Annotated in this window: 19 protein-coding genes and 1 pseudogene; 9 read left to right on the top strand and 11 right to left on the bottom strand. The window is 40.4% G+C overall.

Annotated elements, in window-relative coordinates:
• Positions 1–129: 129 nt before the first annotated feature.
• A complete protein-coding gene (locus MKY73_RS13495; protein ID WP_339308027.1) occupies positions 130–348 on the top strand; it encodes a hypothetical protein in 219 nt (72 codons plus the stop codon).
• A gap of 1,175 nt (positions 349–1,523) precedes the next feature.
• Here the strand turns inward: MKY73_RS13495 and MKY73_RS13490 are convergent.
• From MKY73_RS13490 to MKY73_RS13480, 3 genes are all read right to left on the bottom strand, one after another.
• Entirely contained in the window at positions 1,524–2,660 is a 1,137-nt protein-coding gene (locus tag MKY73_RS13490) for a pectin acetylesterase-family hydrolase (protein ID WP_339308025.1), read from the bottom strand.
• A gap of 4 nt (positions 2,661–2,664) precedes the next feature.
• Positions 2,665–3,594 carry a hypothetical protein gene (locus tag MKY73_RS13485; protein WP_339308023.1) on the bottom strand — a complete coding sequence of 310 codons (930 nt, stop codon included), beginning with the start codon at positions 3,592–3,594 and terminating at the stop codon, positions 2,665–2,667.
• Positions 3,595–4,185: 591 nt separating this feature from the next.
• Entirely contained in the window at positions 4,186–5,070 is an 885-nt protein-coding gene (locus tag MKY73_RS13480) for an NmrA family NAD(P)-binding protein (protein ID WP_339308021.1), read from the bottom strand.
• Between the two features lie 139 nt (positions 5,071–5,209).
• Here MKY73_RS13480 and MKY73_RS13475 point away from each other — a divergent pair, with 139 nt between their 5' ends.
• Complete coding sequence (locus tag MKY73_RS13475) at positions 5,210–5,560, top strand: helix-turn-helix domain-containing protein (RefSeq protein WP_339308019.1); 351 nt, start codon at positions 5,210–5,212, stop codon at positions 5,558–5,560.
• 248 nt (positions 5,561–5,808) lie between these two features.
• Here the strand turns inward: MKY73_RS13475 and MKY73_RS13470 are convergent, their stop codons facing one another.
• Positions 5,809–6,315 (bottom strand): TetR/AcrR family transcriptional regulator, encoded by a 507-nt coding sequence (locus tag MKY73_RS13470; RefSeq protein ID WP_339308017.1) that lies wholly within the window; start codon positions 6,313–6,315, stop codon positions 5,809–5,811.
• 128 nt (positions 6,316–6,443) lie between these two features.
• Here MKY73_RS13470 and MKY73_RS13465 point away from each other — a divergent pair, with 128 nt between their 5' ends.
• Positions 6,444–6,575: a hypothetical protein gene (locus tag MKY73_RS13465; RefSeq protein ID WP_339308016.1), complete on the top strand. Its 132-nt coding sequence runs from the start codon at positions 6,444–6,446 to the stop codon at positions 6,573–6,575.
• Positions 6,572–7,564, top strand: coding sequence for an alpha/beta hydrolase (locus MKY73_RS13460; RefSeq protein WP_339308015.1), 993 nt, complete (start codon positions 6,572–6,574; stop codon positions 7,562–7,564). Before MKY73_RS13465 ends, MKY73_RS13460 begins: the two co-directional genes overlap by 4 nt.
• Positions 7,565–7,642: 78 nt before the next feature.
• Here MKY73_RS13460 and MKY73_RS13455 read toward each other — a convergent pair whose 3' ends face one another.
• The gene (locus MKY73_RS13455) at positions 7,643–8,725 is read right to left on the bottom strand and encodes a HAMP domain-containing sensor histidine kinase (RefSeq protein WP_339308014.1); all 1,083 of its coding nucleotides are present in this window, start codon (positions 8,723–8,725) and stop codon (positions 7,643–7,645) included.
• Positions 8,718–9,394: pseudogene (locus tag MKY73_RS13450) on the bottom strand (response regulator transcription factor). Before MKY73_RS13450 ends, MKY73_RS13455 begins: the two are co-directional and overlap by 8 nt.
• A 402-nt stretch (positions 9,395–9,796) precedes the next feature.
• On the opposite strand from MKY73_RS13450, the gene MKY73_RS13445 reads away from it, so the two are divergent.
• A complete protein-coding gene (locus MKY73_RS13445) occupies positions 9,797–11,416 on the top strand; it encodes a pectate lyase (protein ID WP_339308013.1) in 1,620 nt (539 codons plus the stop codon).
• 792 nt (positions 11,417–12,208) lie between these two features.
• On the opposite strand, the gene MKY73_RS13440 is transcribed toward MKY73_RS13445, so the two are convergent.
• The 3 genes from MKY73_RS13440 to MKY73_RS13430 all read right to left on the bottom strand — a co-directional run bounded on the left by MKY73_RS13440 (position 12,209) and on the right by MKY73_RS13430 (position 13,997).
• Positions 12,209–13,060, bottom strand: a complete 852-nt coding sequence (locus tag MKY73_RS13440) for an oxidoreductase (protein WP_339308012.1) — start codon at positions 13,058–13,060, stop codon at positions 12,209–12,211.
• Between the two features lie 82 nt (positions 13,061–13,142).
• Positions 13,143–13,511 (bottom strand): MerR family transcriptional regulator, encoded by a 369-nt coding sequence (locus tag MKY73_RS13435; protein WP_339308010.1) that lies wholly within the window; start codon positions 13,509–13,511, stop codon positions 13,143–13,145.
• Between the two features lie 96 nt (positions 13,512–13,607).
• Positions 13,608–13,997 (bottom strand): helix-turn-helix domain-containing protein, encoded by a 390-nt coding sequence (locus MKY73_RS13430; protein WP_339308008.1) that lies wholly within the window; start codon positions 13,995–13,997, stop codon positions 13,608–13,610.
• Positions 13,998–14,162: 165 nt separating this feature from the next.
• Between MKY73_RS13430 and MKY73_RS13425 the strand changes: the two genes are divergently transcribed.
• Positions 14,163–15,122: a nitronate monooxygenase gene (locus MKY73_RS13425; protein ID WP_339308006.1), complete on the top strand. Its 960-nt coding sequence runs from the start codon at positions 14,163–14,165 to the stop codon at positions 15,120–15,122.
• A gap of 80 nt (positions 15,123–15,202) precedes the next feature.
• On the opposite strand, the gene MKY73_RS13420 is transcribed toward MKY73_RS13425, so the two are convergent.
• Entirely contained in the window at positions 15,203–15,997 is a 795-nt protein-coding gene (locus tag MKY73_RS13420; RefSeq protein ID WP_339308004.1) for an AraC family transcriptional regulator, read from the bottom strand.
• Between the two features lie 218 nt (positions 15,998–16,215).
• On the opposite strand from MKY73_RS13420, the gene MKY73_RS13415 reads away from it, so the two are divergent.
• Positions 16,216–18,456 (top strand): AraC family transcriptional regulator, encoded by a 2,241-nt coding sequence (locus tag MKY73_RS13415; RefSeq protein WP_339308002.1) that lies wholly within the window; start codon positions 16,216–16,218, stop codon positions 18,454–18,456.
• A gap of 127 nt (positions 18,457–18,583) precedes the next feature.
• On the opposite strand, the gene MKY73_RS13410 is transcribed toward MKY73_RS13415, so the two are convergent.
• Entirely contained in the window at positions 18,584–19,468 is an 885-nt protein-coding gene (locus MKY73_RS13410) for a carbohydrate ABC transporter permease (RefSeq protein ID WP_339308001.1), read from the bottom strand.
• Positions 19,469–19,888: 420 nt separating this feature from the next.
• Here MKY73_RS13410 and MKY73_RS13405 point away from each other — a divergent pair, with 420 nt between their 5' ends.
• Both MKY73_RS13405 and MKY73_RS13400 read left to right on the top strand, forming a co-directional pair.
• Entirely contained in the window at positions 19,889–20,746 is an 858-nt protein-coding gene (locus MKY73_RS13405; RefSeq protein WP_339308582.1) for an ABC transporter permease subunit, read from the top strand.
• Between the two features lie 44 nt (positions 20,747–20,790).
• Entirely contained in the window at positions 20,791–22,296 is a 1,506-nt protein-coding gene (locus tag MKY73_RS13400; protein ID WP_339308000.1) for an extracellular solute-binding protein, read from the top strand.
• Positions 22,297–22,318 lie beyond the last annotated feature (22 nt).

Here is a 22,318-nt window from a genome sequence, read left to right as displayed (position 1 = left end):
TCCCACGACAGGAGCGTAAAGGAGTGAAGTGTACATGAAAGGGCATGGACGGGGATCAGGTCACGGCTGGCGGACCGGTACCTCCATGACCTGTAAATCGTAAGGGGAACAGGTTGAAGGAGGAGCTTCATGAAAAGTCAGCAACACCGTAAAAACGACGAAGAAAAACTAAGTTGGGTAAGCCTGTCTTTATTTGGCGCGGGTTGCACACTGGGAACGGGATTTTTTCTAGGAACCAGTCTCGCGATTCATTGGGCTGGCATATCCGTGCTTATATTGTTGGTGCTGGCGGCGGCAGGGACTTACTTCTTCAAATATGCTAAACAAATCTCGCATTATAATGGGTGAAATAGCAGTGACACACGCAGAAATGTTGAGGGACAAGAACATATACCCATTGAAGTCGCTAATTTAGCGGCTTTTTTATTTTATCGGTACAAGTTCTTGTCCCGAGCCAAGGACAAGAACTTGTACCGATTGCCGGAATGGACAAGAACATAGCCCGATTTTCGATTAGATAAACATCTAAATATCAATCAAATGTACTTAAAACTTCATTAAATATCATAATACATGAAAATCTTCAAATTTATTTAGAACAACTTGAGGTTAAACAGAGCGGCTAAGTTTTAAAGAAGTAAAGCTTGCTGATCTCGTTTTGCTTGATAAAAATCTGCTGGAGGATATAAAAAACAAAAAAAGCATCTCTGCATTATCGTAGATGGGGAATGGATGGACAAGCGGAGCTTGGATCAGGAAGTCAAAACCTATCCAGTAATAAAAGATGCCCAGATATAGTTGCAAATTTATAGCTCTAGGCACATTGCGTGTGTGTAGTCATATACTGACTGCATAATATCTATAAAGGAATGGTGCAAAATGTCTTACTTTTATACGTCTAAACAGAGATACTTGTCGGTAGACCATATACCTTTAAGGAGTCAGCGGAAGCATCGGCAGAATCTACGAATCAGACCCTTGATTTTCAAAAGGGACAAGAGGTGATTTTAATCGTAATATAGGGCGAGTAGGATATCACAAACAGGATTGATGCATGCTACAAAGCTATCAGGATTATGCTATAGCAGGAAATAAAGAAGATTAGGGGTTAGGCACTGTGGGCCACTATGCTGATTAATATCAACGTACAGGTGACTATACATTTGTTTTTTTATTCATCTGTAAACGTGGTGGTTCTAACCAATTGGCGTAAGTACAGATATACTAGATGTGCTGCGTTCTTTTATTCACAAATAACGCAGAAAAAAAGTGTCATGATGTGATTTAATTACAACATCGCTGCACCTTTATCCAGTTATCTTGGAGGAATTTGGAAAAAATACGTTGTTCAACATTAAACATGATTCTATCCAAATTCCAAATAGATGAAGATTTAAATGTAATCTTTGATTTACTCTTACATCCTGCCAGTTGGTAGAGGGAATCTCAGCATGGTACCGCCCTTAGAAATGAAAGGTCTTTTGCAGTTATCGGCTAATCAGGTCAGTCTTCCGATTTTTTCTTTAGTATTTTTTATCTACTAAATTTATACCATGATCCTGCAATTTACCATTAACAGCATTCATTAACCAATCGGCAATAGACACATCCTGATATCCCATCTTGGCGAAAACATAAGGCGTCGCTATGATCGTATGCATCGTAAGATTTCGTGGATCGTCATACCAAGGCAGCCCATCCCATACATACAGATATGCTCCTGCCTGTTTTTTGAAGTGTGGAATAGTATCTTTCAAACTTTGCTGATAGATGTCTGCTTTATTTTCATCTACATCTAAAATTCCTGTATCAAAATAGTTTTGTACTTTTGCCAGATCTCCATCCCGGGTGGACGAATCAAAGAGAATATGAATATTATTACCTAACTTTTCATGTAGTGCTGTTAAACTATCCAGGGTGATATTATCTGACTTCAATCTGTCAGATATTCCCTTTGGTGTTTTCCATACATCAGTTGCAATTTTGTGCCAGTCATCATTTAGGAGGAGAGAGGCATCCACCAGAACGGTTCTGCTACCGGCTTTTGGGAAGTAATTAGTAAATACATCATCAGCAAGCAAAGCAGCTCCAAACCCACCGGCACTATAACCTGTAACAACTACGGCCTCCGGGTTATCTATCCCGGCTAGCTCCATAACCCTGTTCATCACAGTACTATAATTCCTGTAACCGTAATGATAAAGCGTTTTTTCCTTACCATTCTGATCTACATATTTGAATTCATTCGTTCCTGTATGAAAATCCCCTGTTGCATATGGAAATAAGATTACGGTCCAATCTTTAAAGGGATTTGTCTCACCTGCTGTAGCAAGACCGCCCATATTCATGGTTAAGTTTGCAAGCATATCAACGCCAACAACCTTTTTGTTATACATATCTTCTCTTGCGGTCTCTGCATTGACACTGACCCCGCCGCCTGCAAAATAAACAAGTACCTTGTTCTCGTTGCCTTTTTTGAAGAAAGCACGATACTGGCTCCCATCTGATGATTTCATTTCTTTGTTGGTAACACGATACCATTTGTCTAGGGCTGGGTCACTTTTCAGGTTTGGATATTGTAAAACAAACCTAAAAATGATTAAGGCTATAACTAAAATAATCGCCAATAATATCCCCAATACTTTAAAAAGTTTCCTCATACCACTACTCCTCTGATATTAAATCAATTTTCTGGTCCTGATATAATGGGTTACTTAATAATTCCGGATTATCTCCAGTAAAAGCTTTAGCAGCTTCTTCATCTCCCTGTAGTTGCCACATGAACCATGCAGTAACATAACCACCAGCAGAATACATCATTTGGTCGTGATCCATTCCGATTCTCCTAGCCATAACCTTGGAAGCGTGTATTTTATCGTACATCCTATTCATTTCGGTAATTGGAATGACGATTTTCGTTTCAAATTCTCCCACAGTACCCGCTAACATGAGGATAGGGCGGTTAATCTTTGCGCTATCATATGGATAATCAGTACTTTGTTCTGCGGTTCTTTCACTCACAGGAGAAAGCGGAACTGCAGTTTTGAAGTAATGACTTTCGTCATACATATTGAAAGCTCTAATTGTGGCAGCACCTCCCTGTGAAAATCCAGTAATGCCAATGTTGTCTACATCAATCTTGTGGTAAAAAACACTATTTGGATCTTCGTTCTGTGCCAACATATAATTTAAGGTCGTAATCGTTGTTTTACCTGTACCGGTTCCTTTATCTTGTGTGCCAACTACAATGAATCCCCACGAAGCCATTTGCTCTAGCTCAGGTTTGTATTTGGTGGCTTTGAAACCTGTTCCGTTTATGACCAGTATCATCGGGTAGGGCCTTTCAGCATTCTCCAATTCTTCTGGATGATAAATCGTATACTTTTTGAGGGGCTTCTCCGCTTTTGCAGTGGTCTTCTTCGTTGTAAAGTTCCCGTTCTGCAAATATTTGTGTTCAATATCTCCCCCTGTTTTGATTTTTTGATTATATCCCTGATGGATGACAGGAGCATTGTCAGCGTAAAGATACAGAATAACTATGCCTAAAACAACAACGAGTAGTAGATATCCAGTAATTTTTAATACCTTTCTCATAAACTTGCTCCTTTTCCTAAGTGTACTGAAGGGCGATTAATTCGAACATATGTACCATTTAGCGGAATAAATGTATCAACTGTAGTAAAGGAAGTCAACGAACTTTGCGAAAATGGAACAAAACGGGGGCAAATGTACCATGAAAAAATTAATATAAATACTCCTTATGTAGATAAAAGAATTACAAAAGCTGCACTGTAACTATTAGGAGAAGAAATTATAAAAACATCTTATCTTCCAAACCTCTGATCCGAGTTATACAAAATTTCAGGCAATCCATCAAGTGCACTTATATATGTCACATGATTTGAGTATCATGCTTTTAAAAAAGAGATATTTAATACATTTATTTTTAAACGTTTTTTTGATATCTTTGGCTTAAAGAAGGCATACGATAATATTTGGGCATATACAACTTTATTTATCGTATTGAAATGATTAAACGTAGCAACAATTGCAAGTTGATCTGGTCTGGGCAAATGGGAGCGAACTGCGTGTTTCAGGTGCATTAAAACAAAATCAAACTAAAAGAGGATGTCCCTCGTCATATTCATGACTTTTGGGACATCCTCTTCTTTACAACATATTAATTTATTGTTGCTTTTTTAAAACTTTTTCTAACCATTCAGAGAGGGTGGTCCATTGGAAGCTACTTATTATTTTTGGATTAGCTTCACTGAAATCGGGTAGTAATTCTGTATTTTGGCTTAACCAGCGATAAAGACCACTAAGGCCAAGAGCCGTTTCTTTGCCCAACATGGGGCTAATAGCTGCTTCGAAACCTTCAAAAGGAAGGGAGACGAACTCAATCTTTTGATTTAAAATGTTGCTAATACGTTCAGACAACTGCGCTCCAGTTAACGCTTCAGGTCCTGGAGCTTGCAGTGTATTTCCTTCCAACTCAGCATGAGTTAACGCATAGAAGTGATATTTAGCCGCGTCCTCTGCACTGATCCAAGCAATGGGTTTATTAGAAGGTACAGGGTAAGCAAGCACACCATCATTTAGAACACCTGGTATCAGGAGATTCTCCATGTAAACGATCGGTTGAACAATAATATAAGGTACGCCACTTTCTTTAACGTACGATATTAGTTCACGTTTTATCTCAATAGCCAGACAATCTGTAGGCTGCTCATACACGAACACACTCGTATTAACAACTAGCAGTTTAACGTTTGCTCGTTGAGCAGCATCAACTGCATTTCGGAAATTTCTCCGAACTTTACGGAGATCAAAATCAACAGGAACATTCAGAAATACTTTATCAATTCCTTGATGTGCCTTATCTAATGACTCATTGTCGGAAAAATCTCCAATGAAAGCATCAATCCCTTGATTTCTTAATGTAATAGCCGTTTCGTTACTCCTAGTAACTGTACGTACCTGCTGTTCATTCATGATCAGTAGTTGAGCAACAGCGCCCCCTTGTACACCAGACGCTCCATAAACAAGATAACGTTCTTTTTCTTTCATGATATGCTCCTCTTCGTGGGTGGATTGTGTTAAATTAAGAGATAGGTCTTACCCGTATTGTAAAGAGAATTTAAATTACATGTAAGTACGCACATTAAAGATATGTAGTATCACTCGAGATACTATGGAGGTATGATGAATGAATACAGATATAAAAAATACGGATTCCAGGTGTCCGGTCGAGGCTACAGTAAGTCTGATTGAAGGTAAGTGGAAAATACTCATTCTTTACCAATTAAGTACACATGAAGTAAGAAGGTTCAATGAATTAATTAAAATTTTCCCAGATATTACGCACCGAACTCTGACCCGTCAATTACGTGAGCTAGAACAAGATGCCCTTGTACACAGGAAGGTGTATCCAGTAGTTCCTCCCAAAGTAGAGTATAGCTTAACAGATATCGGTAAGAGCCTTGTCCCCATTTTAATCCAATTACAAGATTGGGGTACCGACTACATGCTTAATCCCCAAGAACCAAATACAGACTAACTTGAGGCGACAGAGTCTTTTTTCTGCCTTAACGTATGAAATTTCGAATCCGTTGATCTAAAAAGATCAGCGGTTTTTTCTTTAATTGTTCATCAACAAAAGGCTAATATAGAATAACAAAAATTGAGCTTATTCGGGTAATAACCAGAATAGCTCTAAGTATATCTCTTAGGACTTAGGTAGCCAAAATAGGGACAACAAACCTATTTGAGATCCAATTCTCTTTTCTTATACAGTCGCTTAATCAGCTATTTCATTCCATGTGTGCTGAGAAGAATGCTCATGACTTCCGCAGATTCCTGCATTCCACGCGCGATCCATTCTTCAATCCACCCAAGCACCCCGCCTGCGACAAAGGACATTGTATAGGCCACCATATTATCTGTATCCTTAGGAGGGGCATTGAGTTCAAGATATGCTTCGCGAAAGAGGTAAAACAGATTCCTCTTTTCTAAGAGCAGAAATAGAGGAGCTCTACTCTTTAATTCGGCAAAGAGATTCCCGAAGAGTTCTGCATTGGAATCTGAATTTTTTGATTCCCATTCTACCTGCCAGTTCGACAACATGAATTTCAGATACTGGCGGAGAATATCATCCTTATCCGTATAATTGCGGTAAAACGAATTACGGCTGACCTCAGCCGTTGTTGTGATTTCGTGAATCGCTATTTCTGTTAATTCTCTTCTCTCCAGTAACTGAAGCAGGGCATCTGTAATCTGTTGTTTTACAAAACTGTTTCTGTCCTTATTTCCCATGATGGAACAATTCCTCCTTATTTGTACCATTTTTCTTGAAAGCTTGATTTGAGATCACGATGGATGGTACATTTGTCACACCAAAAATGGTATAAAAGTTACATTAAGAAGTCAAGGAGGAAAAACTGATGATGACAAAACAGAGATGGACCACTCTGGCAATCATAATTATTGTCGGCTTTGTTTTAGGAAGACTGACCGTCCGAGCTGTACTGAACTTTATGCTTGGAGGAACGTTATTTGGAGGTAATTTCCTATGAATCAAAAAAGTGAGACGCTAGAAAAGAGAGGAAAAAAAACTGTGAAGTTTGTATTTTTGTGTATATTGACATTCATTGTATCTTTCGCAGGATCTGTAGTCTTTAAGATGTCATACGAGCCAGCATCATTTAAGAAATATTCGGTTGCCTGGAATGAAGAAATCGGAACCGTGCATAAAGACCTTGCCTATGGTGAAGAGGACGCGCAGAAGTTTGATCTCTATGTACCAGCAGACAAGACAAAGAACAACTATGGTTTGGTAGTCTATCTTCATGCAGGTGGATTTACTGGCGGCGATAAAGCTGATGATGCAAAGATGTTACAATGGCTTGCTTCAAAAGGCTATGTCGCCGCCGGTATTAATTACACGTTATTCGGTGAAAATAATCCGGATGCGAACATTTATACACAGTCCATGGAGATCAAGGACAGCATGCCGTATGTAATTGAAGAAGCGAAGAAGCTCGGATACAATATCGATGAAATGGCAATTTCCGGTGGTTCTGCAGGAGGCACTCTGGCTCTTCTCTATGGCTATCGTGATGCGAATACTTCGCCGGTTCCTGTCCGTATGGTATTTGAGGCTGTAGGACCGTCGAGCTTTTATCCGGAAGACTGGAAGAGCTATGGCTTTGACCAGAACAAGGAAGGGGCAGCAAGCCTGTTCAGCGTAATGTCCGGCAAGCAGATCACACCGGAAATGTTCGGAACAGCAGCATACGATGAAACGATAAAGGATATCTCAGCACTTCAATGGGTAGATAAGAATACTGTACCTACAGTTATGGCATACGGAGCTCACGATAAATTCCAGCCGTATGATGGATCGGTTCGGCTCAATGATGCACTCAATCAGTATAATGTACCTCATGAATACAGCGTTTTAGAGCATTCCGGTCATGGATTGCAAAATGATAATAAAAAGTATTTGGAATATATGCAAAATGTAGAGACATATCTAGAAAAATATATGCCTGTTAAAAATTAAGTGCATATAATAAATATTAAAAAGATCAAACATGCTGGTTCCATACATTATGGAACCAGCATGTTTGATCTTTTTTTCTTAACTAACAGGAAGAGTTACTTCAAAAGTTGTACCTGTGTCATCAGAGCTCGCAACTTGAATCGTCCCACTATGCAGCAAAACAATCTTATGTGCAATACTCAGACCCAATCCATTACCCGGGGATGAATGAGAAGAATCTCCTTGATAGAATTTATCAAAAATGTTTTTTTGCTGACTTTTATTAATCTCTGGTCCATTGTTGTGAATCGTTATACTGACTTGTTGAACATTTAAGTCCATAACGATTGTGATCTCAGAATTTGAAGGTGAATACTTAATGGCATTGTCCAGAAGATTGATCCAAACTTGACTAAGCATGTCCTCATTTGCCGAAACAATCAGTTCAGAAGAATCAAATTGAAAGCTTATATGCTTTGCGGACCATTTCGGCTCCAACAATACAATCACCGTTCGGATGTGTTCAGTTAAGTTAAATGTCGTTTTCTCCGTAATGATGGCTTGGCTTTCGACCTTCGATAACTGAAGCACATTAGTAGCAAGTTCAGCCAACCGTTCAGATTCATTGATGATGATATCCAAATAATCATTACGTTCCTCATCGGTTAAGTTTTTCCTTTTCAGTACTTTTGCGTAGCCTCGTAAGGAAACAATCGGTGTTTTGAATTCATGCGAGAAATTATTAATGAAATCGGAACGTAACATTTCAAGACTACCGAGTTCTTCAGCCATGTGATTAAAACTTCTGTTCAGTTTTCTAAGCTCTTTCGGCCCTTTAAGCTGAATACGAACGGAAAAATTTCCTTTGGCCAATTCTTCAGAGGCACGTATGACTTTTCGAATCGGAGAGAGCGGTATTCGGCTGAAAATCAACGAGGCAAGGATACTGACGAGAATACTCACTATTCCAAAATATGTAATAAGAACCAAAGCACCACCTGAATCTGGATCTCCGGGTGGAGGAGAAGGGTACAGTCCGATATATACAAAAAATATGACGATGACCAACGAAAGAAAAATAGAGATGAGCAAAATAAATAACACAATGAACGTAAACACAAACGTTAGTCCAAATCCACGTAAAGATCTCTCTTTAATAAAATTCATTATTTTTCTACTCACTATGTTTTACCGCCTTATAGCCAATTCCTCGAATAGATATAATCTCAAATTCCGGATAATCGCCAAATCGCTTGCGTAAACGGTTAATGTGAACATTTAACGTGATATCGCTAGTTTCGGAGTCCATACCCCAAATTTCGTCCATTAATTGAATGCGGGTAAAAATTTTGTCCGGGTACGACAGTAATTTGTACATAAGTAAAATTCCTTCTGCGGCAGTGTCTGCACTATATTCTCTCTAGACACCGACAATTCATCGTATTGCAGAGTAACCCTACCTAGTTTAAGCATCCGTTCGTTCTGGATCTTGGCTCGTCGCAACAAAGCTTTCATTCGCAGAAGCATTTCGTCCTCGTCCACGGGTTTGACCATATAATCATCTGTACCTGCCATGAAGCCTCTACGTTTGTCAGCGGGTAGATGTTTGGCGCTAATCATCAGTATAGGGATATCATTTTTACCGTCACGGATCGTCTGAGCCAATTCGAATCCATCCATTTGGGGCATCATGATATCTAGAATAATTAAATCAATATGTTGCCTGTCCATTAATTCCAATGCCACGATGCCATTCTCCGCCAGAAACACCTCGTATCCTACAGATCCGATAATTGTTTTCATTAATTTGGCAGTATTATTATCGTCTTCTACAATGAGGATTTGAAACATTCCGCTCATTCCTTCCTGATATATCAGTAATAACTGAACTGCATTTTATCACAAATCAGTAAAAATAACCGAGTTCATAGTAAAAAGGACTCATCACATTCATGCAAATTTCAAGAATAATTGAAAACTTTTCATTCCAGCACTTATTTTGTTAGTTCTATAGATTGATACTGAATTATTCGACAATTTTCTTCTTTATTTATATGGTAAACCAACTGAGATTTGAATACATATTTTAGTTATATAGTACTATTTCGAGTCAAAAGGTATGCATTTTAGATCAGATATCATTCCAAAGGCACTGGCTCATTATGCAATATGCATACTATATTCCTATGGACAAAAAATGACAATATCATTAAATTGTTACTATTCTATTACTTTTGGAGGTTGATGATTAACATGAAACACCAGCGTTCGTTTTTACTCTTATGGATAGGTTGCTTATTCTTAAGTGCTGTATCGATACTGAGTTACGTCCCATTGAATACCGCTGAGGCTCTTGGTACCCAATCCGGTGAAAATTCAAGTGAAGTACAGTATCCTGTTCAAGAAGTATTAATTATGGGGGAAACAGACCGAAATTTAGCAATTCAGAATCATGACAACCGTCGCATACATACTGAATTTTCAACTGGTGAAAGTAATGAACGATGGAGACTATCAACTTCAGATGGTATCTATTTTCAGATCATTAACATGAAAACAAATAAACCGCTATCACAAAATGATCTGACGGACACAATTGTCCCGCATGATGCTACTCTCGCCGACACCAATGAAAATTCGCAATTATGGCAATTCGTTGGTGCAGATAAGGATGCCTATGGTGACTTTTACAACTACACCATTGTCAGTAAAAATGACTCCAACCTGGTTTTGACTGAAGAAAAATCTAACAACATGTTGACACTCTCCCATTACATAGGTTCAGCTAATCAGAAATGGAAACTCAACTCGTCTGGTATCGTTGGTTATGCAGGGTTTGTTGAACATAACGGCAAAATTAAAACAGGAACAATAGGTGGCTTACTTGGTGAGACAGTTGAAGTAAGGGACTACCCATCATTGAAAAAAGCACTGGATGATGATCTGCCAAGAACGATTATCGTAGCCGCTAATATTGATCTTGGTGTTGAGCCTGTGGTTACCAAAATAGGTTCAAACAAAACACTCATAGGTTCATATTCCACGCACACATTAACGAATCCTCGATTCATAACAGATGACCCGTATGGTGTGACAGGAGTAAGTAATAATATTATTTTGAAAAATCTTAGTATAGAAGTGGACAATCGTCCTGGTTTGATCAACCTCTCTGTATATGGTTCCAGAAATGTGTGGGTGGATCATTGTACGTTTAATTCCAATATGCCTGTTGACGTTAATGAAGTAGGTAAATATATTTGGGTAAATTACAGTGGAAATCAGGATTTAGATCCGGATTATTACACCATCTCCTATTCAAAATTCTCTAATCGCTACTGGGCTGTTACGTTTGGAGCAAATTCAATCGATCAAAATAATGCTACAGTTGCGTATAATTATTTTGACTCCTGTGTTCGAAGAACACCGGAAACGGGGAATGGCCGATTACATGCTTTAAATAACTTCATTGAGCGGGATCATATGTATGAAGATCGTCCCTATGCTGCAATTCTTGGCGCATATGAAGCACATACGTATTCTGAAGCAAACCGCTTTGAGAATTTCCACAAATTAAGTACCGGTTATTGGGATAAAGAGTTAATGTCAACCTATGTCATGGATGTAGATTCTTACACAGATAGTGGTGTAACATCGACAGCCACACCGTATCCATACAAAATGTATGCGACGGATGTAATCACATCGTATAATCCTTCTGTAGATTACAGCTATAAAGTCATCCAAGCTTATGACGGAGTAAATGGAAATGATGTGAAGAATTTTAATATGGCACACGCTGGCAGTATAAGCAGCTATAAGGATCTCAAGTACATTGAGTATCCCGAATTTGCTCATTACTTGCTGCAAAAATAAAATTAAGCGATATGCAGATATACTTTCTAGATGAGTATTACATGGAAAGGTCCTTATGCTAATAGAGATCTTTCTTTTTTTACCCTTTCGTTTATTTTCAGTTTGATGAATCCGCCATAGTACTTTAAGAGCCAAGGTCAACACGTATTGAATTGAATCAACTCTGAAGGAACATATAATGAAGCTTCCATTAATGGATATTAAAAATATCATATACGAGCGGTGAACATGTAATAGCCGTAAAGAGAGTAAGTGTGGATTTCCGTCAAAACGGCAATTATTCTCCAAATAACAGGAATTTTGAGCGAAAAAGAACGGATCAAAAGTTATTTAGATCACTATAATGATAAAAAATCAAATACAGATACTCGGATGGCTGCCGCTAAAAATCCGGTTGAAGCATTGCGTAATGATTAAATTGGATCTGGCATCGGGTTCAGTAAATGGGGAGTAGAGTAATGAAATTTATCAAATAGGATCTATTCTTCCTCGGACCGTTGGTTCTCAGCTTTATCATTATGAAGTGCATTCAAGTCGGGATATTTGTTCAGTATAAAAATATTTTTAATGCTAGAAGCTTAACCAAAATCGACAAGACAGTGAATTCCGGACTAATGAGGCTATACATTCCGAACGTTTCAGAGCACGCCAATGCCCATAATATACAGACAAATGGAAAGAGATACAGGGTAAATCATTAAAATATAAATCAGGAATGGCAGCATTCTGTTCATTTTTGAACAGAATGCTGCCATCTTGAATTTTTTAGCTGACTCCGGTGAATGTTGGTTTTTATTTGTTGTAATCAGCGTTTATCGTTGTTTCTTTCCATTCTTCTATGCTCTCAAGCATGTTATTAAATTTATAGGTTGCTGCATCATAGGCTTGTTGTCCAAGTAACAAACGAAGAGGTGGTTCTGTAGTTTCTACAACTTTAATAACGGCTTCAGCAGCCTTTAGAGGATCTCCAGCTTCTTGACCAGCACCTAGTTGAATACCTTGCAGCATCTGTCCAACAATGGATTCTTTAAGCTCAGGTATACTTGTCTCAGTTTTGGCAGAAGAACGGCCCCCCCAATCCGTGCGGAAGCTACTTGGCTCTATTAAAGTCACGTGAATATTAAAAGGCGCTAATTCTTGAGAGAGGCTCTCGGATATTCCCTCAACAGCATATTTTGTAGCATGATAATACCCGAGAGTTGGGAAGGAAGTTAAGCCGCCAATGGAAGAGAAGTTTATAATGTGTCCGTTTTTTTGAGAACGCATATGAGGGAGTACCGCATTCGTAACATGCATGAGCCCCCAGAAGTTAATCTCGAACATTTTACGTGTTTCTTCCTCTACACTTTCTTCAACAGAACTGAAATAACCGATACCTGCATTGTTCACGAGCACATCAATGCGATTAAACTTCTCTATTGTACGGTCAACCACATATCGAATCTGCTCCGAATTAGTAACGTCGAGTGGGAGAGCAAGCACATGATCTTCATGCCCAGCTGTAAGATCGGTTATCTGATCAACATTACGGGCTGTTACTACAACCTTATAACCTGCATCAATCGCTTGCTCCGCAATGTGTCGACCAAATCCGGTTGAACATCCTGTGATAAGCCATACTTTTGGTTCTGACAAAGTAATCACTCCTTCAAGTTGATAATCACACTTTACATCTTAAAGTTAACTTGAAGTCAATACTGATCTTAGATACTTCTTTTGCAGGAACTTATTTCATTTTCTTATACATCAAAACATCGTAGATCGCTATTTTGCGTATGATCTTCTCCAGATGGAATTGCGTCTGTGCTACTGTACGTTCCACTCTAGTTTTATGCATAAGCAAAAATTCTTTTCTGGCATCCAGAGAAGGATCGCCTTGTCGAATCAGCTCCGTGTAGGCCTTAATATCTTCAATAGACATTCCCGTATCTTTTAAAGCGATAACCAGTTCAAGCCACTCTAGAACTTCGTTCGAGTATTCTCTTCTACCTGAAGCATTCCGATCAACGTGTGGTAAGATTCCTTCTTGCTCATAATAGCGGAGGGTGGAGGGGCGTACACCTGTAATTTTCTCAATTTCACTAATACTATACATAATAAACGATCCTTTCCTTGTTAAAGTTAACTTGAACTTAATTGTACCTTTATTAAAAACTGAAAGCGAATTGAGTCTCATTACATCGTATGATTATTATTTCTTCTCAGTCGGATCAGTCGTATGTGTCTCTTTAATCTCCCCATGCTTCAGTCCAAACTTCTCCATCATATCTAAGATAGGCAGGAAATCCCGTCCTTTCTCTGACAGAGAATACTCTACGCGTGGTGGAACTTCTGGAAATACTTCTCTTGATATGAGCCCGTTTTCTTCTAACTCTCTCAATTGTTTCGTTAAAGAGCCTTGCGGTATATCATTCAGAAATGATCTGATCTCATGAAATCGTCGTGCTTGATCTTTCAAGAACCAGATAATGAGAAACTTCCAGCGTCCTGATAGTACGTGCTGAGTGTAAGCCATCCCAAAAATCATAGGGTAATCTTCCTTAAATTCTTCATGAAATCCATCCAAACATATCCGACTCATATATTTCTTCCTCTCACTGATCAATCTAATCGTCATATAGTACTATAAAAGTGACTATGTTCATTATTATTGCCTACTTCTCTAATATGAAGGTCTCATCTAGTATAGAAGACATTGAAGCGTTCCTCAATCAACACATCAAACATATATAAAGGAGCTTATCCAATGAATAAGATTACTGAGTTATTAAATATAGAATATCCCATTATGTCTGCGGCTATGAATTGGGTCACTTCAGCAGAGCTGGTAGCAGCTGTGTGTAATGCTGGAGGCATGGGGGTACTGGGGCCAAATGCAGGACAAACTCTTAATCCAACTAGTTTGGAAGAGTACGCTGACAACGTACGAAACGAGATTCGGAAAGTGAAGCTGTTAACGAATAAGAACTTTGCTGTAAATTATATTTTTCCGTTTGATGACAGTGGTACTCAACCGTTTACTACAATGCTTTTCAACATCCTGATCGAAGAAGAGGTGAAATATGTAGTAGCCATTGGAAACCAGATGATTGCAAGCGAAATGGTTAAGTTAAAAAAGCACGGCATCACGGTTCTGTATCGACCAATCACACCTACAGTTCAGAACATCAGAGAAGCAGAGAAACATGGAGCTGACGCTGTTATTGTCACCGGTAGCGAAGCAGGAGGTCATATTAGTCAGTACAATGTTAGTCTTTTTACCTTGCTACCCCAAGTAACCGAAGCTGTTAGTATACCTGTAATCGCGGCTGGCGGTATCATTGATGGACGAGGAGCTAAAGCAGCCTTCACGATGGGCGCACAAGGCGTGTATATGGGAACAAGATTCATAGCTACAGTGGAAAATCCCGCGAGTCAGGCGGCAAAACGCGCAATTGTTCAGGTCAACAGTGAAGAAATCATTGAACTTGAAGGAGTTCATGAGCGAACAATTCCAACACTAGGAGGAATAACAGCTTATCAGCTCATTAAGGAAGGGAAAGCTCAAGAGGCTGTTCCGTATCATAAAAACGGATATAAAGAAGCGCTCCTATTAGGGAACTTAGATCAAGGAACCATTAGTGTTTCTCCATCAGCAGGAGGAATCCACGAGATTCTGACTTGTCGGGAAGTTATAGACGACATTGTAAACCATATTAATCATTGACGAGTCATCGATAATTGACTTATTTCCATTTCTGGAGCCAGAGAGCCATTGTAGTCAATGGTACTCTGGTTATTCTTCATTCATTTCAGATAGTTACTAACATTGTTCTTAAAATCTCGTGGTGTCATGCCGTAAATCGCTTGGAACACCCGATTGAATGTACGCTGACTATCGAATCCTGCATTCATCCACACCGTTGTAAGTGATGCATCTGTTGTACGAATTAGCATGGAAGCATATTCTACCCGAAGCATCGATAGATAGTTTCGCAGGTTCATCTTGAACCGCTTAGAGAAAATGCGAGAAATATAATATTTACTTACGTTAAACTCGTAGGCAAGAGTGTCTAGGGTGATGGGCTCAGTGAAATGTGTTGCTAAGTATTCCATCAGCTTCTTGGATAAATCCTGTACGGGGAGTTGCTGTACTTGTTCAAATTCAATTTCGCGTAATAGATGTGCGATGATAATGTGAGTCCAACCAAGCTTAATGGCATAATCATCATCACGCTTCACTTTCTCAAAAGCGACAGCAACATCTTCATGAACATATGGTTTAGTGATAATGGGATTCTTGGGATGGAAGCGAGTCAGATCAGGAAACAGACCGCCTAAGAGCTTGGGATGCACAATAATCAACACCTCGTTCGTTGAGGAATGTCCAGTTGTTTCGTAACGGTGAACCATATCAGGGAATATCATTGCTGCGTCACCTTCGTGCAAATTATACGTTTGATCATTCACTTCAATCCGTTGAGACCCTGAAATAACATATAGAATTTCAAGATATCCATGCATATGTGGAGGGAATGAAATCTCCTTCAAATTCCGGATAACCGAAATTTCATCCTTACGAATCTCATAAAAAGGCAACATCCATCTTAACCTCCAGTGCAATTTTTGGCTAGTTTTAAATTCTTTATGTCTATATTCTTATTCATTGCCATGATAAACTCTAGTGTAACGAGATCTACCAAGGCTTACAGTTTTTATAGTGCAGAAAAATGCAAGCGATTACATATCTGCCGTGAAGGGTTTCATGACAAATGAACTCAGATCTGATGTACCAATTCAAACAGATGGAGGAGCAGGACATGCGAAAGAGTAAAACGTTTACGAATATCTTTGTCTCGATCCTACTCCTTAGCATTGGACTCGTTGTAGGTTTTGGGAGTTATATCTATGTTTCAACTACAAAATCTGTTATAGAGCGTGTAAGCGAAGGGCACCAAAGCTTAATTCTGCAGGTGAGAAATACACTGGAACAAAAAATTCAAACCATTGAATACGCATTCGCCACGTACAGCACAACGCCATCGTTTCGTAAGGTCATTAACAGTCCATTAAGCGGGCAAGATTATGAAGCTTACCGAGAACTCAATTCCCAGTTAGGGTATATTGCGACGATGGGGCTTGATGGCGTACAGTATTCGCTTGTGAGTCTGAAGCAGAATTGGAGCCTGTCTAACGGGTCGTTAAAAAGAATTACAGATGAAGAGAAGCAAAGGATGCAAGCCTTATTCGCTGACCCGGAAGGCAATAATCTCTATTGGACCAAAACAAAGGAAGGTCTTCGATTGCTACATGCTTTACCAATGTATTCGAAGGACAAGGAAGCCATTGCGATGTCGGACATTTCTTTGCGAACAATGAATCAATCCCTGCAGACGCAATCCGATGCTCCGATCTACATTTTGAACAAACAGGGTGAATTGCTCTACGCAGCTTTAACCGAACAAAGCCCTATATCTGCTGAGCAAATGAACTTAATCAGCAAAAAAATAGTTAGTGAGCCTCCTTCAGGACAGATTACAATTCCTGCTGCATCGGGTGATTCAATGATGGGCTTGTACGCCCGTTCTACTTATAATGGATGGACTTATATCACAATTCCCAACCAAAAAGAAGTCAGCATAGCTCTATCATCGACCCGCTTGGGTTTGATTGTAATGGGTGCCGTCATTATGGCTCTGATGATCATTCTTGCATACATTATAGCTTTGAGGCTTGCCAAGCCCGTTCTTCAAATTCAGCATAGTCTTGGTGGACGTGCTGAGAGAACGGTCAGGGACGAGGTCGGTTGGATCATTCAGTCGATCCATTCTATTGTTTCAGAGAAACAACATCTCGAACAACTTATCCACCTTGAAAAGCCTAAACTTGAAACACAATTCGTTCTAAATGTACTACAGAATAGGTTAACCAGGGAAGAGATCCATAGCTATCTCGAACGATTCGAATATACGAAGATACACAACGAGAAATATTCGACCATGTTGATTCAGATTGACCGTCCCGGGAAAGGCCCGCTGGCTGATAAAGATACACTGCTGTTGGCCGTTAATCAGTTAGTGCAGGAGATCATCCCCCCGTCCCAACGGATGTTACCCGTCGTGTTGAATGAACGGACACAAGCAACGATATTGTCCTTTGCTTCCAGTTCTTCCGACAATCGAGAAGTGATGATGCACTATGCCAAAAGAGTTATCCAATTGTCGCGAGAGTATTGGTCTGCTTCAGTCAGTGTGGGCTTCAGTGGTCCATATGGAGACCTGATGAATACACGAGAAGCCTGTGATATGAGTCTTGAAGCATTGTACCAGCGTCTTAAGCTAGGCAAAGAGTCCGTTATTTTCTATGAGGATATCATACGCGGTAGCAGCGGACCTACCTTACTTCACTACCCTACAGAATTGGAGAGTCGGCTGTTCGATGCCATACGTCTAGGAGACAGAGAAGAGGTGACGCGCACGTTATACCCGCTGTTAGCGGATATGATGAAACATAGCCTTAATCCAATGAATCTGGAGATCACATTGATTCGATTCGTGAACAATTTGATTCAGTTGGAGCAGCTCATTGGTACGGACGTGTTGCTTACACAGAGTAACGGCACATTGTATCATCGACTGCTGCACACGTTGAATCCGGAAGAAGTTGAGCACATTCTTGTTCACGAGGTCATCTATCCTATGGTAGATAGTATGCAGGAGAGAGCGAGTCAACAGTTCCGCACACTTGCAGATCGTATGGCGTCTATTGTACGCACGGAATACGATCAGGACTTGTCACTTGAATCCATAAGTGAACGATTGCATTATACGCCGAACTATCTAAGTAGCATTTTCCGTAAAGAGTACAATATGACCTTTAGCGAGTACTTAATGAATATCAGACTAGATGTAGCAAGGAAATGGTTGGTGGACACGAACATGCCCATCAAAGATATAGCCGAACGACTGGGATATCAGAATTCCCAGAACTTTATACGTACTTTTCGGAAAAAAGAGAATCTCACCCCTGGTGCATATCGAAGGTTGCGGATGGATAGCTGAGCATTCCCGTAAACGTTAGATTTATCTGGTAATCCGTAAGCACCTTCAAAATTAAACTCCATTCCATATAAGTGTATATCCCCTCAGGTTGATCCCGAGGGGATTTATTTTCAATATGTGGTTCAGCTCACCCTTTCACTGAACCAAGTAAAGCCCCTTTGGTAAAGTGCTTCTGCACGAAAGGATACGCAAGCAGCATCGGTACAGTAGCCACAACAATGACACTCATCTTAATGGTCTGAGATGGAGGAACAATGTCTACAACCGAGCTGTTGCCATCCATGCCACTGGATACAATGACAATCTGGCGGAGCAATACTTGCAGCGGCCACATGGTGGACTCGTTGAGATATAGGATCGCATTCATATACGTGTTCCAATAGGATACCCCGTAGAACAGAGATAAGGTAGCGATGGAAGGTAGAGCCAGCGGGATCATAATTTGCAGCAAAATGCGAAAGTCGTTGGCACCATCAATTTTGGCAGATTCCTCTAGACTATCCGGTAGCGCCTGGAAGAAATTGCGCATGATGATCAGATTGAATGCATTGATCGCAGTAGGGATAATCATGGACCAGTACGAGTCGATTAACCCAACAGCCTTCACAACCAGGAAGGTAGGAATCATCCCCCCGCTGAACAACATCGAGAAGACGACCAAGAAATTGATAAAGTTCCGTCCCATGAGATATCTCCTGGATAACCCGTAAGCCATAAGTGCCGTTAGCGTCATACTGACAACGGTTCCTGCCAGCGTGATGAAGATGGATACGCCGAGTCCTTTGAAGATGGTAGGTGTGGAGAAGATGTAACGATAAGCATCAAGTGAGAAGGAGGTCGGAAACAGAATAAACTTCTTCTGCACAATCTCCTGCGTGGAAGCGAAGGAACTGGCAACGACGTTTACGAAGGGTAAAAGACAGGCGAGAGAGAAAAGAAGCAAGAACGTATAATTCATTACATTGAATATGACGCCACCGAGTTGTTCCTTTTTAACATTGTGTTTGGACATCTGATATGTTCCTCCTTGTTAAGTAGTGATTCTTCCTTACCTTAACAAGCGAAGAATATTACGTACATAATCCTGACCTACTGACTTGAACTGGAACGTTATAGTGATGCAAAAGCATTGAAATTCCATGATAATCCATAGTACCAATAATAATCATGATCTACGATCTGCACCTGTTCATCTGGCCTCAAGCCGCGCTGCACGGGGAATCCTTCAACTACAATAGCTAATGATTATGTACGGAATCGCTTACATCTCATATGCTTAGGAAGCAATCAACTACACCATCCCAAACAAGGAGGTCAGCAAGCAGTGAGAGAATCTGAGCCCTCAGTCGTTTCGTTACAACACAAAGCACATCGGAATAAAGGATTAGGTCACTATTTGAGAAACGCTGCATCCAACAAGCTTCTTTATTTAATGATTCTTCCCGGTTTTATCTACTTTGTGATCTTCAAGTATTTTCCGATGGGCGGACTTATTATTTCATTTCAGGATTATCAGCCGTATCTAGGGATTAGAGATAGTCCATGGGTGGGTTTCAAACATTTTGTCCGTCTGTTCACGGAACCAACCTTCGCCATGCTACTTAGTAATACATTGATCTTGTTCGCGCTTGAATTAGTGATTTTCTTCCCGATTCCGATCATCCTTGCGCTCATGATGAATGAAGTACGACACAGATTATTCCGAAATTCTATCCAGACGATCGTGTATATTCCACATTTCATGTCATGGGTGATTATTGTCTCCATTACGTATGTATTTCTTAGTGTGGATGGGGGCGTCGTCAATGAAATTATAGCTGCATTTGGTGGTAGCAAGATCAGCTTCTTAACCTCTCCAGAATGGCTTCGTCCGATGTACATTTTGCAGATTATATGGAAGGAAGCCGGTTGGTCAACCATCATCTACCTCGCAGCCATTACCGTTGTAGATACCCAGCTGTATGAAGCTGCCGAGATGGACGGTGCGTCTAGATTGCGTAAAATGTGGCACGTAACGTTACCCGCAATTCGCCCGGTCATTATTACATTATTGATTCTCAAAATCGGAAACACGCTAGAACTTGGCTTTGAACATATGTACTTGCTATTGAATTCGCTTAACCGGGAGGTCGGTGAGATATTTGATACGTATATCTTCACGGCAGGTTTGAAGAATGGACAATTGAGCTTTAGTACAACGGTTGGGTTGTTCAAAGGTCTGGTAGGTTTGGTGCTGGTTATGTTCGCTAATCGTCTCGCCAAAAAATTAGGAGAAGACGGCGTGTACTAGTAGCTATCCAGAATGACGATAATTCGTGAAAAGGGGATTGAACGATGAGATCTAGAACTGCCAAATTGTTAGCGCTTACGTTAAGTGGAGCTTTACTGTTATCTGCCTGTGCGGGAGGAAGTGGGGATTCAGGAACCAATGCTGATGGCAAAACGACGATTAGTTGGTTGAATATCATGCATACCGCTTCACCACCTACGGATACCGTACTCAACAAAATTGAAGAGATTACGGATGTGGATATACAGTTTTCCTGGATTCCGGATGCTTCCAAGGAAGAACGGCTCAATACTTCACTTGCTTCCGGTTCTCTCGCTGACATCGTATCCTTGACGATTCTGGAGAATTCTTCCGTTCGCAATGCGCTCAAAGCAGGCGTCTTCTGGGAGATTGGACCGTATCTCGATGAATTCCCGAACCTGAAAAGCATATCTCAGGATATGCGCAATTCGGCATCCATTGAAGGAAAGTTATACGGTATTCCGATGCAAAAGCAGGTAGCGCGCAATGGTGTTATTTTACGTAAAGACTGGCTCGACAAGGTTGGTTTGCCTGTGCCCAAAACAACGGCAGAACTCATGGAAGTAGCAAAAGCATTTACAGAACAAGATCCCGATGGCAATGGCGTGAAAGACACAACCGGATTCATTGATCGCAGTGATTTGGTATTCGGTGCGTTTAAGACTCTAGGATCTTACTTTGGTACACCAAGTGGTTGGGCGATTAGTGAGGATGGCAAAGTGACACCTGAGTTTGAGTCCGAAGGTTATATTCAGGCGATGGATTATATGAAAGAGCTGTACACCAATGGATACATTAATCAGGATTTTGCCGTAACAGCCAAGAAGGATCAACAGGAAGGTTACGCACAGGGTAAGGCAGGGATCTATGTAGGAGCTCTATTTGATAGTAAAGGGCTGTTCAATCTTGCCAAAGGTGTCCAAGATGATATGGAGCTTGTCATGGTCAATGATATTACGTCCACAGGAAATGAGAGCGATCGAGCGATCTGGTCGACATCCAATGGTGTAGGTGGACTGCTTGCTTTTCCTAAATCGGAGGTCAAAGACGAAGCCGAGTTGAAACGTGTGCTGAAATTCATGGATGATCTGATGAGTGAAGAGGTATTTACCTTAATGACGTACGGTATCAAAGATGTACATTATAGCCTTGACGAGAACAATGGCGCCACTATTATCGATACCAAACTATGGGAACAAGAGGTACAACCGTTTTCTTCCTCTCGTCCTAACGAGAACGGGTATGCCATTATGGATGCTGACCCACTCCGTATTGAATCTACACGGTTAATTGAGGAAAATACAACCTTTGCCGTGCTGAACCCGGTGTATTCGCTGGAATCACCAACGTTCTCAGAACAAGGCTCTGAGTTGCAGAAGATCATCACGGATGCAACGTACAAGTATATCCTGGGTAAGTTGGATCGTGCAGGCTTCCAGAGTGCAATTGATACCTGGAGGAAGTCGGGCGGCGACAAAATCATTACCGAATACGAGGCAGCTCATCAAACCGTTTTAAACAATAAATAAACAGCAAATACGTGTGGAGGAG

The sequence above is a fragment of the Paenibacillus sp. FSL R5-0519 genome (genome assembly GCF_037974275.1).
Taxonomy (GTDB): domain Bacteria; phylum Bacillota; class Bacilli; order Paenibacillales; family Paenibacillaceae; genus Paenibacillus.
Note: the sequence above shows the minus strand (reverse complement) of the source record. Positions and strands in the feature narration are given on the sequence as shown.